This is a genomic window from Polaromonas sp. SP1, assembly GCF_003711205.1.
Classification (GTDB): Bacteria; Pseudomonadota; Gammaproteobacteria; order Burkholderiales; family Burkholderiaceae_C; genus Polaromonas.
Genome location: NZ_CP031013.1, coordinates 2422899 through 2438582 on the forward strand (window position 1 = coordinate 2422899; position 15684 = coordinate 2438582).

General features: G+C 62.0%; 14 protein-coding genes. 8 read left to right on the forward strand and 6 right to left on the reverse strand.

All coding sequences use genetic code 11. From position 1 onward, the window contains the following. Positions 1-68: 68 nt before the first annotated feature. Complete coding sequence (locus DT070_RS11510; RefSeq protein ID WP_122955523.1) at positions 69-1694, reverse strand: peptide chain release factor 3; 1626 nt, start codon at positions 1692-1694, stop codon at positions 69-71. 118 nt (positions 1695-1812) lie between these two features. Further along, on the reverse strand, positions 1813-2067 hold the full coding sequence (locus DT070_RS11515; RefSeq protein ID WP_122955524.1) for a DUF1653 domain-containing protein: 255 nt from the start codon (positions 2065-2067) through the stop codon (positions 1813-1815). Between the two features lie 36 nt (positions 2068-2103). Between DT070_RS11515 and DT070_RS11520 the strand changes: the two genes are divergently transcribed. From DT070_RS11520 to DT070_RS11530, 3 genes are all read left to right on the forward strand, one after another. Further along, entirely contained in the window at positions 2104-3972 is a 1869-nt protein-coding gene (locus DT070_RS11520; RefSeq protein WP_122955525.1) for a M48 family metallopeptidase, read from the forward strand. 44 nt (positions 3973-4016) lie between these two features. Next, the gene (locus tag DT070_RS11525; RefSeq protein WP_122955526.1) at positions 4017-5270 is read left to right on the forward strand and encodes an RsmB/NOP family class I SAM-dependent RNA methyltransferase; all 1254 of its coding nucleotides are present in this window, start codon (positions 4017-4019) and stop codon (positions 5268-5270) included. A 198-nt stretch (positions 5271-5468) separates the two neighbouring features. Next, complete coding sequence (locus DT070_RS11530; RefSeq protein WP_122955527.1) at positions 5469-6668, forward strand: acyl-CoA desaturase; 1200 nt, start codon at positions 5469-5471, stop codon at positions 6666-6668. Positions 6669-6914: 246 nt separating this feature from the next. Here the strand turns inward: DT070_RS11530 and rpmG are convergent, their stop codons facing one another. From rpmG to trxB, 3 genes are all read right to left on the reverse strand, one after another. Continuing rightward, complete coding sequence (gene rpmG, locus DT070_RS11535) at positions 6915-7082, reverse strand: 50S ribosomal protein L33 (RefSeq protein ID WP_007863188.1); 168 nt, start codon at positions 7080-7082, stop codon at positions 6915-6917. Between the two features lie 11 nt (positions 7083-7093). After that, positions 7094-7327, reverse strand: a complete 234-nt coding sequence (gene rpmB / locus DT070_RS11540) for a 50S ribosomal protein L28 (RefSeq protein WP_092128623.1) — start codon at positions 7325-7327, stop codon at positions 7094-7096. A 175-nt stretch (positions 7328-7502) separates the two neighbouring features. Further along, positions 7503-8447: a thioredoxin-disulfide reductase gene (trxB, locus tag DT070_RS11545; RefSeq protein WP_122955528.1), complete on the reverse strand. Its 945-nt coding sequence runs from the start codon at positions 8445-8447 to the stop codon at positions 7503-7505. 185 nt (positions 8448-8632) lie between these two features. On the opposite strand from trxB, the gene DT070_RS11550 reads away from it, so the two are divergent. The 3 genes from DT070_RS11550 (at position 8633) to lolA (ending at position 12405) form a co-directional block, all read left to right on the forward strand. Continuing rightward, positions 8633-9310, forward strand: coding sequence for a Crp/Fnr family transcriptional regulator (locus DT070_RS11550; RefSeq protein WP_122955529.1), 678 nt, complete (start codon positions 8633-8635; stop codon positions 9308-9310). A gap of 93 nt (positions 9311-9403) precedes the next feature. Beyond that, positions 9404-11755 carry a DNA translocase FtsK gene (locus DT070_RS11555; protein ID WP_122955530.1) on the forward strand — a complete coding sequence of 784 codons (2352 nt, stop codon included), beginning with the start codon at positions 9404-9406 and terminating at the stop codon, positions 11753-11755. Positions 11756-11760: 5 nt separating this feature from the next. Further along, entirely contained in the window at positions 11761-12405 is a 645-nt protein-coding gene (gene lolA / locus DT070_RS11560; protein WP_122955531.1) for an outer membrane lipoprotein chaperone LolA, read from the forward strand. A gap of 6 nt (positions 12406-12411) precedes the next feature. Here lolA and DT070_RS11565 read toward each other — a convergent pair whose 3' ends face one another. Further along, positions 12412-12792, reverse strand: coding sequence for a nuclear transport factor 2 family protein (locus DT070_RS11565; RefSeq protein WP_122955532.1), 381 nt, complete (start codon positions 12790-12792; stop codon positions 12412-12414). A gap of 152 nt (positions 12793-12944) precedes the next feature. On the opposite strand from DT070_RS11565, the gene DT070_RS11570 reads away from it, so the two are divergent. Both DT070_RS11570 and DT070_RS11575 read left to right on the forward strand, forming a co-directional pair. Next, positions 12945-14258 carry a replication-associated recombination protein A gene (locus DT070_RS11570; protein ID WP_122955533.1) on the forward strand — a complete coding sequence of 438 codons (1314 nt, stop codon included), beginning with the start codon at positions 12945-12947 and terminating at the stop codon, positions 14256-14258. Positions 14259-14430: 172 nt separating this feature from the next. Then, on the forward strand, positions 14431-15570 hold the full coding sequence (locus tag DT070_RS11575; RefSeq protein WP_122955534.1) for a branched-chain amino acid ABC transporter substrate-binding protein: 1140 nt from the start codon (positions 14431-14433) through the stop codon (positions 15568-15570). The last annotated feature ends 114 nt before the right edge of the window (positions 15571-15684 follow it).

The window sequence follows — 15684 nt, forward strand, 5'->3', positions numbered from 1 at the left end:
TAGCGATATGCCCAGGCGCTGATTGGGCTGGAGGCCTAAAACGCTTGAATTTTCGGGCAGGCCTGCGCCTACATCTTTGACTGGAAGACCAGCCCGGCGTGCTCACGCAGCGCATGGAACTTGATCTTGGGCCACTGCTGCTCGACAGCACGCAGGGTGGCGCTGTGGTCGACCAGCAAGGTGGGCGCATCGACGGCGTCCAGCGCCACACGGTGCGCGTTGGCGTCCATGAATTTCTTCAGCTCGTTGGCGTCGTCGCTGGTCACCCAGCGCGCCAGGTTGAAGTTGCTGCCCATGATGCGGGCCTTGACGCCGTACTCGTGTTCAAGGCGGTGAGCCACCACTTCAAACTGCAGCTGGCCGACGGCGCCCAGCAGCAGCAATGAGCCGGCAATCGGCCGGAACACCTGGATCGCGCCTTCTTCACCCAGCTGCGTGAGGCCGGCGCGCAGCTGCTTGCTGCGCAGCGGATCGGCCACTTCGACGGCGCGAAACATTTCAGGCGCAAAGAAGGGCAGGCCGGTGAACTGCAAGGCTTCGCCTTCGGTCAGCGTGTCGCCCAGCTGCAGTACGCCGTGGTTGGGGATGCCGATGATGTCGCCGGCAAAGGCGGTGTCGAGCAGCTCGCGGCGCTGGCTCATGAAGCTCACCACGGTGTTGGGCCGCAGCTCCTTGCCGCTGCGCACGACCTTCAGGCGCATGCCGCGGGTGAACTCGCCGCTGGCCACGCGCAAAAACGCAATGCGGTCCCGGTGGGCGGGGTCCATGTTGGCCTGGATCTTGAAGACCACGCCGGAGAATTTTTTCTCTTCGGGGTGCACCACGCGCTGGATGGCCGGGCGTTCCGCCGGCGCCGGTGCCAGGTCGACCAGCGCGTCCAGTACTTCCTGCACGCCGAAGTTGTTGATGGCCGAGCCGAAGAACATGGGCGTCTGTTTGCCGGCGAGGAATTCCTCGCGATTGAATTCGGGCGTGGCGCCGGCCACGAGCTCGATCTCGCCCTGGGCTTGCGCGTACTCGGCGCCAAAGCGTTTGGCCGCTTCGGCGTTGTCGAGACCCGCCAGGATTTCGTCGTCGCCGCCGGCTTTTTCTTCGCCGGGGCTGAAGACGCGCATGCGGTCTTCGCGGCGGTCATACACGCCGTGAAAGAGCTTGCCCATGCCGACAGGCCAGGTGAAAGGGATGACCGTCATGCCGAGCTCGCGTTCGATCTCGTCCATCACGCTCATCGGGTCCTGCACCTCGCGGTCCATCTTGTTGACGAAGGTCAGGATGGGCGTGTTGCGCGCGCGGCAGACCTGCAACAGGCGGCGGGTTTGCGGCTCGACGCCGTTGGCCGCGTCGATCACCATCAGCGCGGCGTCCACGGCGGTCAGCACGCGGTAGGTGTCTTCCGAGAAGTCCTGGTGGCCCGGTGTGTCGAGCAGGTTGATGACGCAGTCGCGGTATTCCATCTGCATGACCGAGCTGGCCACCGAGATGCCGCGCTGCTTTTCAATCTCCATCCAGTCGGAGGTGGCGTGGCGCGCGGCCTTGCGGGCCTTGACGCTGCCGGCGATCTGGATCGCGCCCGAGAACAGCAGCAGTTTCTCGGTCAGCGTGGTTTTACCCGCGTCGGGGTGGGAGATGATGGCAAACGTGCGGCGGCGTTTGACCTGTTTTTCGATTTCGCTGGAGGCTTGGGTTTCGGACATAACCCACCATTATCGGTGAGATGGCCCCCACGCTCGGCCGCTGCGCGGGTCGCTGCCCCCCCCCGAGGGGCTGGGCTTGCTTGGGGCGGCCCGGCGCTGCGGCCGGTCGCTGTTGGGGCTATGCCTCTTTTTTATCGGGTTGCCGGGCAAACCGCGGCTGCTTTACACCGCCGATCACGACTTCTTCATTGAACATCGCCGCAGGCCGAACCCACAGGCCTTTTTCGCCGTAGAGCGCACGGTACAGCGTCATCGGCTCCAGGCTTTCGCTGTGGCGCACGGTGCCGACCACCTCGTACAACATGCCTTTGTAGTGGCGGTACAGGCCCGTCGGGGTTTCGATCAGGGGCGGCAGATTGGGGTCTTGGCTCATGGGTAAGATTGTCGCCAATAAAAAAAGGGAGGATCGATGGACCGCGCAGATTTCATCCATTTGGTGCGCCTGAGCGAACACGCCAGCGCCGACGACAGCAAAGGCTACCGCCGCAGCGTGGCGGCCTTTGCGGCCCTGGGCTACGCCTGGGTGGTGGGTTGCCTGCTGCTGTCTGCCGGGCTGCTGGTGTGGGTTGTCAGCGCCATGCTCCACGGGCGGTTCAAGGCCGTTTTTATCGGGTTGCTGGTAGCGGCCGGCGGCTTGCTGTGGACCAGCCTCAAGGCGCTCTGGTGCCGCTTTGATGAACCGGAAGGTGTAGAGCTGCAGGCCGGCGACGCGCCTGCGTTGTTTGAATCGCTGGAGCGCATCCGCAAAAAGATCAAGGGCCCGCCCATTCACCGCGTGTTCCTGGATGCGGACTTCAACGCCAGCATCCGGCAGCATCCGCGTTACGGCCTTTTCGGCGGCGGCGTGAATTACCTCAGTATCGGTTTGCCCCTGCTGATGGCGCTGGACCGCCCGCGCTTTCTGGCCGTGCTGGCGCATGAGTACGGTCACCTGCGAGGTGACCACGGCCGCTTTGCCGCCTGGATTTACCGCACGCGCCTGAGCTGGGCCATGCTGAACCACGACCTGCGCCACGACGAAGGGCCGGTCGCTGCGGCCACGCAGGCGTTTCTGCGCTGGTATTTCCCCCGTTTCTCGGCCAAGACTTTTGCGCTGGCGCGCCAGGATGAGTACGAGGCCGACCGCATCGCCGGCAAGCTGCTGGGCAAGGACGTGGCAGCGGCGGCCTTGACGGAAATCGCCGTCAAAAGCGATTGGGTGGCCCGCGAGTTCTGGCCGGATCACTGGAGCGCCGCCTCGGCCCAGGCCTTGCCGGTGGGGCCTTATGTGTCCATGCGCGCCTTGCTCGGCCTGGCGCCCCCGGGGGACTTTGCCCGCGAGTCGCTGCGGCAGGCCCTGCGCCGCCTCAGCGACGTGGATGACACCCACCCCGGCCTGCGCGACCGGCTGGAAGCGCTTGAAGCGGCCAAGAGCCTGCCGGCATGGTCGTCTTCGTCGCGGTCCGCGCTGGACCTGCTGGGCTCCAGCGCTGCGAAATGGATCGCCCATTTCGACAAGCAATGGTGCAAGGACAACGCGAGCGACTGGAAGCAGCACCATGCTTACCTGGGGCGGGTGCGGGCCCGCGCTGCCGAGCTGACTGCCAGCGAAAAACGCAACAACGCCGAAGAGATGGTTGAACTGGGTAACCTGCAACGCCGCCTGAACGCGCGAGCCGACGTCCGCGGCTGTTATGAGCGCGCACTGCAGATCACGCCCGGCCATTCAGGCGCCTTGCGCGGCCTGGTGCAATGCCTGCCACCCGCCGAGCGGGCGTTGCGCCTGGAGTGCCTCGGGAAGTTGTTTGACCAAAGCGCGGCCAACCGCTGGTGGGCCTGCCGGGTGGCCGTCGCCGACATGGAAAAGCCTGCTGCGGACGGCAGCCTCGATGAAAAGTCGCTTGCGCTCTGGCGTGAAAGGCTCAAGCACGCCGACGAGGCGGAGGGACGCGCCTGGGAAGAGCTGACGGAGACGCCGTTCTTCCAGGCCATTGAGCGACACGACCTGAACAATTTTGAAAAAGGCGAACTCCAGGCGCAACTGGCACGCTGCAAACCGGTGGCGCGGGCCTGGCTGGTGCGCAAAACCTTGAAGGAGTTTGCGCACAGGCGTTGCTACCTGCTCTTTGTGGAGCTGCCGGCGCTGGACGACGAATCGCGCTACGACCTGTGCCGGCACCTGGAGCGCTCACTGGACCTGCCTGGCCCGGTGCTGGCCTTGTGGGCCGGGTATTCGCCGACCGTGGCGGATATTCAGCGCAATGCCTTCGAAGCCGTCTACGTTCGCACGGTGACGTGACGTGCCGCGATAAGGGCTGAACGCAAGGGTGGGACAATGGGCCCATGCACCCCAAAGCCTTACTCGACAGTTGTTCCGAGCTTCTCAAGCTGGTCCTTAAATTTGATCACCCCGCCGACATGGTCGTGTCGCGTTATTTCCGCGACTACCGCCTCGGCCCGCGCGAACGCGCCACCGTGGCCGAAACGATTTACGGTGTCCTGCGAAAGAAAAACCTCTACACCTACCTGGCCCAGCACGGCAGTGGCCCGCCCGAGCGGCGCCTGGCCATTCTGGGCTTTGCCGCAGACCGCGACTTCCTGCTGGGCGCGCTGACCGACCAGGAGAAAGACTGGTTGAGCCGATGCGACCAGGTCAAGCCAGCCGACCTGATGGAATTGCACCGCCACAACCTGCCGCAGTGGCTGGTCGAGCCGCTCAAGGAGCAACTCGGTGACGATTTCTGGCCGCTGGTGGAAAGCCTCAATGCCCCGGCGGGGCTCGACTTGCGCGTCAATACCCTTAAGGATAAACGGGCTGAAGTCCAGAAGGAGCTTGGGAAGTTCGCTATCAAAACAGTAGCAACCCCGTACTCGCCCTGGGGTTTGCGTATCGCCGACAAACCCCAGCTGGCCAAGCTGGACGCCTTCACCCGCGGTGCGATTGAAGTGCAGGACGAGGGCTCGCAACTGCTGGCCTTGCTGGTTGACGCCAAGCGCGGCGAAATGGTGGTGGATTTTTGTGCCGGCGCCGGCGGCAAGACCCTGGCCCTCGGTGCCTCGATGCGCAACACCGGCCGGCTGTATGCCTTTGACACCTCGGGCCACAGGCTGGACGCGCTCAAGCCCCGCCTGGCGCGCAGCGGCCTGTCCAACGTCCATCCGGTCGCAATCGCCCATGAGCGGGACGACCGCATCAAGCGCCTGGCCGGCAAGATTGACCGGGTGCTGGTCGATGCGCCGTGCTCCGGCCTGGGCACCCTGAGGCGCAACCCCGACCTGAAATGGCGGCAAAGCCCCAAGGCCATCGAAGAGCTCACGGCCAAGCAAACCGCCATCCTGCAGAGCGCTGCGCGGCTTTTAAAGCCCGGCGGCAGGCTGGTTTATGCCACCTGCAGCGTTTTGCGCGAAGAAAACGAGGCGATTGCAGAAACTTTCAGCGCCGCCAATAAAGAGTTCAACGTCCTTGAAACGGGGCCTTCGTTGACCCATCTAGGGGTTGAACACGCCGAAAAACTCTGCCGGGGACCCTACCTCCGGCTCTGGCCTTACCTGCATCAGACCGACGGTTTTTTCGCGGCAGTATGGCAAAAGTCGTGATATTTTTGACGACAGAAGACGGCAAATAGTCGGAAGTTACATATTTGATCGTGATTTTTCGCACTGATTTAGCCTAAGACCCTGTGCCGAAAGTGACTTGGTGTTTATGGGGGATCGCCTTACAATAAGGGGCTTTTTCTTGCAGCGCCGGAGACACATTGAAATGGGCGACTGCTGCAGACCGTTTAAAGGACTTTTATGATCTTGTTTGATGCCGCCCTCGACTGGCTGGCTAATGGATTGCTCGCCGCCAGCTGGTGGCAGATCGTGCTCTACACGTTGGTGACCACCCACATCACCATCGCCAGCGTGACGATTTACCTGCACCGCCATCAGGCGCACCGCGCCATGGACCTGCATGCAATTCCCTCGCATTTCTTCCGTTTCTGGCTCTGGCTGGGCACGGGCCAGGTGACCAAGGAATGGGTTTCCATTCACCGCAAGCACCACGCCAAATGCGAAACGATTGAAGACCCGCACAGCCCGCAAGCCCACGGCATCAAGAAAGTGTTCTGGCAAGGCGCCGAGTTGTACCGTGCCGAGAGCAAAAACAAGGAAACCATGAGCAAATTCGGCCATGGCACGCCGAACGACTGGATCGAGCGCAACCTGTACACGCGCTACAGCTGGCAGGGCGTGGGCCTGATGATGATCATTGACCTGGCCTTGTTCGGCGTGGCCGGCCTGGCAGTCTGGGCTGTCCAGATGGCGTGGATCCCCGTGACGGCGGCCGGCATCATCAACGGCATCGGTCACTACTGGGGCTACCGCAACTTCGAGGCGCCTGACGCCAGCACCAACATTTCGCCCTGGGGCATCATGATTGGCGGCGAAGAGCTGCATAACAACCACCACACCTACCCCACGTCGGCCAAGTTCTCGGTCAAGCCTTATGAATTCGACATCGGCTGGATCTACATCCGCGCCCTCGAAAAGGTTGGCCTGGCTTCCGTGAAGAAGGTTCCGCCCAAGCTGCAACTCGGTTCCATCCAGCCTGTAGCCGACGAGAAGACGCTGGAAGCCCTGATTGCCCACCGCTACGAAGTGATGGCCGGCTTTGCGCGCGAATTGCGCCGCGCCGGCAAGGCCGAGATCGAAGTATTGAAGGCGAAAAAGGCCGATGTGTCTGTTCTGCGCGCCGCCAACCGCTGGCTGCACCGCGACGACGACAAGGTGCCCGCCGCTGCCAAGCCGCAGATTGCCCAGGCCCGCGCCGAGCACCCGGTGCTGGACAAGATGGTCACCATGCGTGAAGAACTGCGCCAGATGTGGCTGAGCACCTCGGCTTCCCGCGAGCAGCTCGCTTCCGATCTGCAGGGCTGGTGCCATCGCGCAGAAGAAAGCGGCATTGCCGCCCTGCGCGAGTTCTCCATGAAGTTGCGTGCTGCCCGCGCTTGATCTGATCCCTCTCTCTCTCTTTAAAAGCCGCCTCGCGAGCAATCGCCAGGCGGCTTTTTCATGGGCCGTGCAAGAAGAGGGGTGACGGGGCGACGTGGGTCGATACGCTTATCTCTCTCTGCCGCAAGCCGGTGCTAGCTAGCGGCGTCGAAATCGACGCCGGCAGCGATCGGGCATAAAAAAACCCGCTGGGGTACAGCGGGTTTTTTCGCAGCACACGGGGCGCTGCAGGTGTCAAAAACTGAATTACTTCAGCTTGATTTCCTTGTATTCGACATGCTTGCGTGCCTTGGGATCAAACTTCATGATCAGCATCTTGTCGGGCGTGGTCTTCTTGTTCTTGGTGGTCGTGTAGAAGTGACCGGTGCCGGCAGTAGATTCCAGCTTGATTTTTTCGCGTGCGCCTTTAGCCATGATGGTGCTCCTTAAGCTTGGCCGCGTGCGCGCAGGTCTGCGAGCACGGTATCAATGCCCTTCTTGTCGATCAGGCGCAGTGCAGCGCTCGAAACGCGCAGGCGTACCCAGCGGTTTTCGGTCTCGACCCAGAAGCGGCGGTATTGCAGGTTCACGAGGAACCGGCGCTTGGTTTTGTTGTTGGCGTGGGAAACATTGTTGCCCACCATTGGGCCTTTGCCCGTGACTTCACATACGCGTGCCATATTGCACTCCAGTATTTTCAACAGCAGTCATGTCGTGCAGCACTTTCGTGCCTTCGTCATTCCTGCCTCACCTCGCCAGAATAGGGTGGCGGTAACCCGAGACTGCCAAATCGGGCCTTTGGAGGATCCCAAAGGGCAAATTTAGCAAAGCCTTGAATTATAAGGGATTTTTGGCTTACTCTGCCTGCTCTAGAAAACGCTGTGCGTCAAGCGCCGCCATGCACCCTGTTCCGGCACTGGTAATGGCCTGGCGGTAGATATGGTCCTGCACGTCCCCGGCAGCGAAGACGCCCGGCACGCTGGTCATGGTGGCAAAGCCCTGCAGGCCTGTTTTGGTGATGATGTAGCCGTCTTTCATCTCCAGCTGGCCGGCAAAGATGTCGGTGTTGGGCTGGTGGCCGATGGCGATGAAGCAGCCTTTGAGGGTGAGGTCTTGCGTCGCGTCGCTTTGCGTGCTTTTGAGCCGCACGCCCGTCACGCCTGACGCGTCTCCCAGCACCTGGTCCAGGGTATGGTGCAGCTTGAGTTCGATCTTGCCCGCCTTCACTTTGTCGTGCAGCTTGTCGATCAGGATGGCCTCGGCCTTGAACTTGTCGCGGCGGTGCACCAGCGTGACCTTGCTGGCGATGTTGGATAGATACAGCGCTTCTTCGACTGCGGTGTTGCCGCCGCCCACGACACAAACCTCTTGTTCACGGTAGAAGAAACCGTCGCAAGTGGCGCAGCCTGAGACGCCACGGCCCATGAATGCGGTTTCAGATTCCAGTCCCAGGTATTTTGCCGAGGCGCCGGTGGCGATGATCAGCGTGTCGCAGGTGTAGGTGCCGCTGTCGCCGGTGAGGGTGAAGGGGCGCTTGCTGAAGTCGACCTTGTTGATGTGGTCGAAAATAATCTCGGTCTTGAAACGTTCTGCGTGCTCGAGGAAACGCTGCATCAGGTCCGGCCCCTGTACGCCATGCACATCCGCCGGCCAGTTGTCGACTTCGGTGGTCGTCATGAGCTGGCCGCCTTGCGCAATGCCGGTGATCAACACCGGGTTGAGATTGGCGCGCGCCGCATACACGGCGGCGGTGTAGCCGGCAGGCCCTGAACCGAGGATAAGAACTCTGGAATGTTTCATGTTGAAAAAGGGATTGGGAAAGTGTAAGAACTCATGTAGAGTCATGCCGCATAAGCGCAGCGTAAGGTAAAACGGCTCGCCAGTGCTTTTGTTGCATCTATTGCGGCATTTGGTTTTATAAATTACCTGCCATTGTAAGAACTCACGCGACTTGCCGTCGTATGTGAGGTTGGGAGATATCTGATATGACGACGATGGTGTCCAACCTGGAATTGATTCGCCGGGTGCCCCTTTTCTCTGTATTGACAGCCGCCCAGGCTGCCTCCGTTGCCGATACCGTGGTCAAGCGCCGTTTCAAGCGCGGCGAACCGATCGTCGAGCAGGGCAAAAAATCCAATGCCCTGTCCATCATCCTGACGGGACGGGCCCGCGTCGTCACCACCGACTCCCGCGGCCGCGAAGTCATCCTGGCCACCATGCACCCGGGCGACTATGTGGGGGAGATGAGCCTGATCGACAACGAGCCGCATTCAGCCACGGTGCGCGCCGAGATCCAGACCGACGCCCTGATCCTGGGCCGCCTCGAATTCGCACGCTGCCTGCCCGAGAACAGCTCCATGGCGTACGCCGTGCTCAAGGGCCTGGTACAGCGCCTGCGCCACGCAGACCGTCAGATCGAATCGCTGGCGCTGATGGACGTATACGGCCGCGTGGCAAGGGCATTGCTGGAGTTCGCCAATGAAGACGGCAGCGGCAACGCCGTCATCCGCGACAAGGTGTCGCGTCAGGATCTGGCCAAAATGGTCGGCGCTTCACGCGAGATGGTCAGCCGGGTGATGAAAGACCTCGAAGAGCGCGGCTTCATCGAAACCCGCGAGGACGGCTCTGTCCTGGTCAAGGAACGGTTGCATACCCTGGGTTAAACCGCCGCCACTTCAACGACCGCCCGCCACCTGCTGGCGCCCGAGATGCCCTTCGAAGCTCTGCCCAACTGCGGTTAAGCTTAGCGCCGGGCCATGACTTACTCACTCGACACCCTGAACTCCCGAAACACCCCCGCCGCCGGCGCGCCCGGCGGCATCAAACGCTTTGCGCACGAAGTCAGCCTGATTCTGGGCCTGCTTGGCCTGGTTTTCTGGCTGGCCGCCTTGCTCAGTTATTCCCCGCAGGACGCCGCCTGGTCGACTTCCGGCACGGCCGAGGTTGCGGGAGCCGCCCAGGCCGCGGCCCGCAACTGGGGTGGGCGGGTGGGCGCCTGGCTGGCCGATGCGAGTTATTTCCTGCTCGGTTTTTCTGTCTGGTGGGCACTCGCAGCGGGTGTCCAGGTGTGGCTGTCATCGCTGGCGCGCTGGTTGCGCGGCAACCCGCTGGCAGCGGACGACGGTGAAAGGTCTTCGGGCCGTATCCGTTTCTGGCTGAGCCTGCTGCTGCTCTTGGCAGCCAGCGCGGCGCTGGAGTGGTCCCGGCTTTACCGTTTTGAGTTCAGGCTGCCAGGCCACGCCGGCGGCGCACTCGGCTACCTCGTCGGCATGTTTGGCGTGAAGTGGCTGGGCTTTGCCGGCTCGGGCCTGGTGTTCATTGCGCTCGGCGTCATCGCCGTGTCGGCGGTGTTTGGTTTTTCATGGGCGCATGTGGCGTTGCGCGTGGGCGCGTGGATCGACAACCTGATCGATTCGCGCCGTGAAAAACGCGAGATCGCGGAAGACCTCGCCTTCGGCAAGCTGGCCGCGCGGGAGCGTGAAGAAACCCTGATCGACGAACGCATTGAAATAGAAGAGCACCACCCGGTGCCCGTCCTGATCGAGCCCACGCTGGTCGACATTCCCAAAAGCGAACGCGTCGCCAAAGAACGGCAAAAGCCGCTCTTCAGCGAAATGCCCGACTCCAAGCTGCCTCAGGTCGACTTGCTCGACGGCGCGCTGACGCGCCAGGAGACCGTGGCCCCCGAGACGCTGGAGATGACCTCGCGCCTCATCGAGAAAAAGCTCAAGGACTTCGGCGTCGAAGTGCGTGTGGTGGCCGCCGCGCCCGGCCCCGTCATCACCCGCTATGAGATCGAACCCGCCACCGGCGTGAAGGGCTCGCAGGTCGTCAACCTGGCCAAGGACCTTGCCCGTGCCCTGAGCCTGGTCTCCATCCGCGTGATCGAAACCATTCCGGGCAAGAACTACATGGCGCTGGAGCTGCCCAACGCCAAGCGCCAGTCCATCAAGCTCAGCGAAATTCTGGGCTCGCAGGTCTACAACGAGGCCAAGTCGCTCCTCACCATCGGCCTGGGCAAAGACATCGGCGGCAATGCCGTGGTGGCCGACCTCGCCAAGATGCCGCACTGCCTGGTGGCCGGCACGACCGGCTCCGGCAAGTCGGTCGGCATCAACGCCATGATTTTGAGCCTGCTCTACAAGGCCGATGCACGCGACGTACGTTTGCTGCTGATCGACCCCAAGATGCTGGAAATGAGTGTCTACGAAGGCATTCCGCACCTGCTGGCGCCGGTGGTGACCGACATGCGCCAGGCCGCCCATGGCCTGAACTGGTGCGTGGCTGAAATGGAAAAGCGCTACAAGCTCATGAGCAAGCTGGGCGTGCGCAACCTGGCCGGCTACAACGCCAAGATCGACGAGGCCAAGGCCAAGGGCGAATTCATCTACAACCCCTTCAGCCTCACGCCCGAGCAGCCCGAGCCGCTGGAACGCCTGCCCTACATCGTGGTGGTGATCGACGAGCTGGCCGACCTGATGATGGTGGTCGGCAAGAAAATTGAAGAACTCATCGCCCGCCTGGCGCAAAAGGCCCGCGCTGCCGGTATCCACCTGGTGCTGGCCACACAGCGCCCCAGCGTCGATGTGATCACCGGCCTGATCAAGGCCAATATCCCCACCCGGCTGTCCTTCCAGGTCAGCAGCAAGATCGACAGCCGCACCATTCTTGACCAGATGGGCGCCGAGGCTTTGTTGGGAATGGGTGACATGCTTTACATGCCGAGTGGTACAGGCTTTCCAATCCGGGTGCATGGTGCGTTTGTGAGTGATGACGAAGTGCACCGCGTGGTGGCTTACCTCAAGCAGCAAGGCGAACCCAATTACATCGAAGGCGTGCTGGAAGGCGGCACGGTCGATGGCGAAGACGGCGACCTGCTGGGTGATGGTGGTGGTGGTGGCGGCGGGGAAAAAGACCCGATGTACGACCAGGCTGTAGAGGTCGTGCTGAAAAACCGCAAGGCCAGCATTTCACTGGTGCAGCGTCATCTCAAGATCGGCTACAACCGCGCGGCGCGCTTGGTCGAAGACATGGAAAAAGCCGGGCTGGTCAGTGCCATGAGCGGAAGCGGCCAGCGCGAAATCCTGGTGCCCTCACGGGCGGAGTGACGAACATGAAAAAGTATTTTGCTACCCTTTTGATAGCTGCCAGTGCATACCCTGCCTGGGCTGGAGGCCTGGAAAGCCTTGAAACCTTCGTGAAGACGGTGACCAGCGGCCGTGCCGAATTCAGCCAGGTGGTTACCGCCCCGGCCAAAGACGGGCAGGCCGCGCGCAGCAAAACGTCGACGGGCACGTTTGAGTTTTCGCGGCCCAACCGGTTTCGCTTTATCTACAAAAAGCCTTTTGAACAAAGCATCGTGGCCGACGGCCAGACCTTGTGGCTTTACGACACGGACCTGAATCAGGTGACCTCGCGCAAACAATCCAGCGTGCTGGGCTCCACGCCAGCCGCCCTGATTGCCGCTGCGCCGGATTTGCGTGCCCTGCAGGCTGACTTCACGCTGGCCGATGCGCCGGATGCCGGCGGCCTGCAGTGGGTGGTTGCCACGCCCAAGAGCAAAGACGGCCAGTTGCAGACGGTGCGCGTGGGTTTTCGCCCCGGTGAAAAATCTGCAGGCCTGGCTGCGCTTGAAATCGTCGACAGCTTTGGCCAGCGCTCGGTGCTCACCTTCAGCAAGGTCGAAGTGAATCCCAACTTGCCGGCAGACACCTTCCGCTTCACGCCGCCCAAGGGCGCGGACGTGATCCGGCAGTAGCCCGCTTCAGTTCGACGCAGGCTGGGGAACCCGCTGCGCCGGGTCGTAGAAAAACGTTTCCTCGGCGATGCGTTCGCCCTCCCAGCGCTGCCAGGCGAGCTCTTCCATCACGGTGCGGCTGCCGTCCTGCCATTCAAAACGAAAAATCCAGCGGATCACCACGTGGTCACCCTGGAGCAGGGCGGGGCGCACGCAGGTCGATGTCAGCGACTTCGCCCTTTCCATGACCTTCTGCTCACCTTTGACCAGGTTGCTGCGTCCCACACGTGGCGCAGACTGGTTTTCCTGCATGGACGCGTTCTCGGTGTAGAACTCTTCAATGGCTTCGGCATGCGCGTTTTGCTCGACGCGGGCGATGAACCGTTCCAGTGTTTCGGGGCTTGGCATGGGCTTTCCTGTGGAAGTGGGTGGCAGTAAGGGCGGGGGCACCGCTTTCGCGTTGTACACGACTGCCAGAAACCCTGCTGAGGCCGCCGTCGCCGGCCGCGCCCGGCCCGGCGCGAGGCGCCGTCCGATAAACTGGGGCGGCACAAGCATCTATGGCCACTTCGACTTCCACCGCGACATCTTCCCACCAACCGCTCGCCGAACGCCTGCGCCCGCAAAACCTGGGCGAAGTCATCGGCCAGCAGCATTTGCTGGGCGAAGGCATGCCACTGCGCATTGCGTTTGAATCCGGTCAGCCGCACAGCTGCATCCTCTGGGGCCCGCCCGGCGTGGGCAAGACGACGATCGCGCGGCTGATGGCCAGCAGCTTTGACGCGCACTTCATCACCATCTCCGCCGTGCTGGGCGGTGTCAAGGACATCCGCGAAGCCGTGGAGCAGGCCAGTATCTGGCAGGCCCAGAGCGGTCGGCGCACGATTGTTTTTGTCGACGAGGTGCACCGCTTCAACAAAAGCCAGCAGGATGCTTTTCTGCCGCATGTCGAAAGCGGCCTTTTCACCTTCATCGGCGCGACCACGGAAAACCCCTCGTTCGAGGTGAACTCGGCCCTGCTCTCGCGCGCCGTGGTCTATGTGCTGCAACCGCTGGGGGAAGCGGATCTTAAGCAAATCGTCGCCAAAGTCCTTGCGGAGCGTGCACTTCCTGCTATCGAAACCATAGCAAACGATGCCGCCGACCGTCTGGTGGCCTATGCCGACGGCGACGCCCGGCGCCTGCTGAACACGCTGGAATCGCTCAGCGTGGCGGCCAAGGCCGAGAAAGTCACCGAAGTCACCGACGCCTGGCTGCTCAAGGTGCTGGGCGAACGCCTGCGCCGTTACGACAAAGGCGGCGAGCAGTTCTACGACACCATTTCCGCCCTGCACAAGTCGGTGCGCGGCTCCGACCCCGATGCGGCGCTGTACTGGTTCATGCGCATGCTCGACGGCGGCGCCGAGCCGCGCTACATGGCGCGCCGGCTGGTCCGCATGGCCAGCGAAGACATCGGACTGGCCGACCCGCGGGCGCTGCGCATGGCGCTGGACGCCGCCGAGGTCTATGAACGCCTGGGCTCACCCGAGGGCGAGCTGGCGCTGGCCCAGTGCGTGATTTACCTGGCGGTGGCGCCCAAGTCCAATGCCGTCTACAAGGCCTTCAACCAGGCCAAGGCTTTTATCGCCAAAGACGGCACCCGCCCGGTGCCCCTGCATTTGCGCAATGCACCAACAAAGCTCATGAAACAGCTGGATTACGGCAAAAACTACCGCTACGCGCATGACGAGGAAGACGGCTTCGCTGCGGGGGAGAATTACTTTCCCGAGGGCATGGCCGCCCCCGGTTTCTACCGCCCCGTCAATCGGGGCCTGGAAATAAAAATTGCCGAAAAACTCGAGAAGTTGCGGACAAAAAACGAAACGAAAGAATAAGCCCCGTGCAGCCGGCGATGTGCGGATCGTCGCGCACGTGATGCATCAGCCCTGGGCAGGCAAGCCCTGAAACAGCGCATACGCTTTCTGCATGGCATGCCTCGTTTACGCATGCATCAAGGTGCAAACCCCGTTTGATACTACCGACTCATCAATTCACCAGGAGTCAGGTATGTCGTCAGGTTATTGCGTAAAAAGCGTTCTTTCTGTGCTGGCAGTTGTTTCGGCAACCTCGGCGCTGGCTCAGGACAAAGTCAAAATCGGCATCGCCGGCCCGCTGTCCGGCCCGGCGGCGCACTACGGCAAAGACAACGAGCGTGGCGCGCAGCTTGCCATTGAAGACCTCAACGCCAGCCAGTTCAAGATCGGCGGCAAGGCGGTCAGGTTCGAGCTGGTCTCGGAGGACGACCAGGCCGACCCGAAGCAGGGGACAGCCGTTGCGCAAAAACTCGTCGACGACAAGGTCAATGGGGTCGTGGGGCACAACAACAGCGGCACCACCATCCCTGCCGCCCGAATCTACAGCGAAGCAGGCCTTCCGCACATCACGCCGGCAGCTTCCAACCCCAAGCTCACCCAACTGGGCTACAAGACCACGTTCCGCACCATCGCCCACGATGGAATGATCGGCAGCGCGCTGGCTGTGTATGCAGCCACCAAGCTCAAGCTTCGCAATGTCGCGCTGATCGATGACCGCACGGCGTATGGCCAGGGCCTGGCCGACGAGTTTGAAAAGACCTTCAAATCGTTGGGCGGCACTGTTGTCGCACGGGAATTTACCAACGACAAGGCCACTGATTTCTCTCCCATCCTGACGACTATCAAGGGCAAAAGGGCGCAGGCGATCTTTTTCGGCGGCCTTGACGCGCAAGCTGGCGCGATGCTTCGGCAGATGGTTCAGCTGGGCATCGGCCAGCTGCCTTTCATGGGGGGCGACGGCGTTTGCACGGGTGATCTGCCGAAGCTGGGTGCACAGGCGGTCGGTACAAACGTGATTTGCGGTGACGGCGGTGAGGCCTTGATGGACATGAAGGGCGGCCCTGGTTTTGCCCAGCGCTACAAAGCCGCTTACAAAAGCGACGTCGTGGTTTATGCGCCGTACGCCTATGACAACGTCATGATTTTGGCCAATGCCATGCAGGCTGCCGGCTCGGCCGAGCCCGCCAAATACCTGGCCTATGTCGGCAAGACAAAGTATGAAGGCATCACTGGCCTTATTGAGTTTGACGGAACGGGCCAGCGCAAGAAAGCCGCGGTCACCTTGTCTACCTACCCGTCGGGTGTCAAAACCACGCTTGTCACGATGAAGTGATGGCAAGTGGCTGGGCTTCGCGAATCATGTGATTCGCAAAGCCCACAACGCTGCGCCCGGTCCCCCGGCAGGGCCGCAGGCCGCAGGGCAAGCGGCGACACCTGCAGCTGTCGT

Bases quoted from the DNA above. Each gene is read 5' to 3' on its own strand.
- DT070_RS11565 (WP_122955532.1), bottom strand. From the start codon at position 12,792: ATGCCAAGCCCCGAAACACTGGAACGGTTCATCGCCCGCGTCGAGCAA.
- trxB (WP_122955528.1), bottom strand. From the start codon at position 8,447: ATGAAACATTCCAGAGTTCTTATCCTCGGTTCAGGGCCTGCCGGCTAC.
- DT070_RS11515 (WP_122955524.1), bottom strand. From the start codon at position 2,067: ATGAGCCAAGACCCCAATCTGCCGCCCCTGATCGAAACCCCGACGGGC.
- DT070_RS11575 (WP_122955534.1), top strand. From the start codon at position 14,431: ATGTCGTCAGGTTATTGCGTAAAAAGCGTTCTTTCTGTGCTGGCAGTT.
- DT070_RS11555 (WP_122955530.1), top strand. From the start codon at position 9,404: ATGACTTACTCACTCGACACCCTGAACTCCCGAAACACCCCCGCCGCC.
- DT070_RS11550 (WP_122955529.1), top strand. From the start codon at position 8,633: ATGACGACGATGGTGTCCAACCTGGAATTGATTCGCCGGGTGCCCCTT.
- lolA (WP_122955531.1), top strand. From the start codon at position 11,761: ATGAAAAAGTATTTTGCTACCCTTTTGATAGCTGCCAGTGCATACCCT.
- DT070_RS11530 (WP_122955527.1), top strand. From the start codon at position 5,469: ATGATCTTGTTTGATGCCGCCCTCGACTGGCTGGCTAATGGATTGCTC.
- DT070_RS11520 (WP_122955525.1), top strand. From the start codon at position 2,104: ATGGACCGCGCAGATTTCATCCATTTGGTGCGCCTGAGCGAACACGCC.
- rpmG (WP_007863188.1), bottom strand. From the start codon at position 7,082: ATGGCTAAAGGCGCACGCGAAAAAATCAAGCTGGAATCTACTGCCGGC.
- rpmB (WP_092128623.1), bottom strand. From the start codon at position 7,327: ATGGCACGCGTATGTGAAGTCACGGGCAAAGGCCCAATGGTGGGCAAC.
- DT070_RS11525 (WP_122955526.1), top strand. From the start codon at position 4,017: ATGCACCCCAAAGCCTTACTCGACAGTTGTTCCGAGCTTCTCAAGCTG.
- DT070_RS11510 (WP_122955523.1), bottom strand. From the start codon at position 1,694: ATGTCCGAAACCCAAGCCTCCAGCGAAATCGAAAAACAGGTCAAACGC.
- DT070_RS11570 (WP_122955533.1), top strand. From the start codon at position 12,945: ATGGCCACTTCGACTTCCACCGCGACATCTTCCCACCAACCGCTCGCC.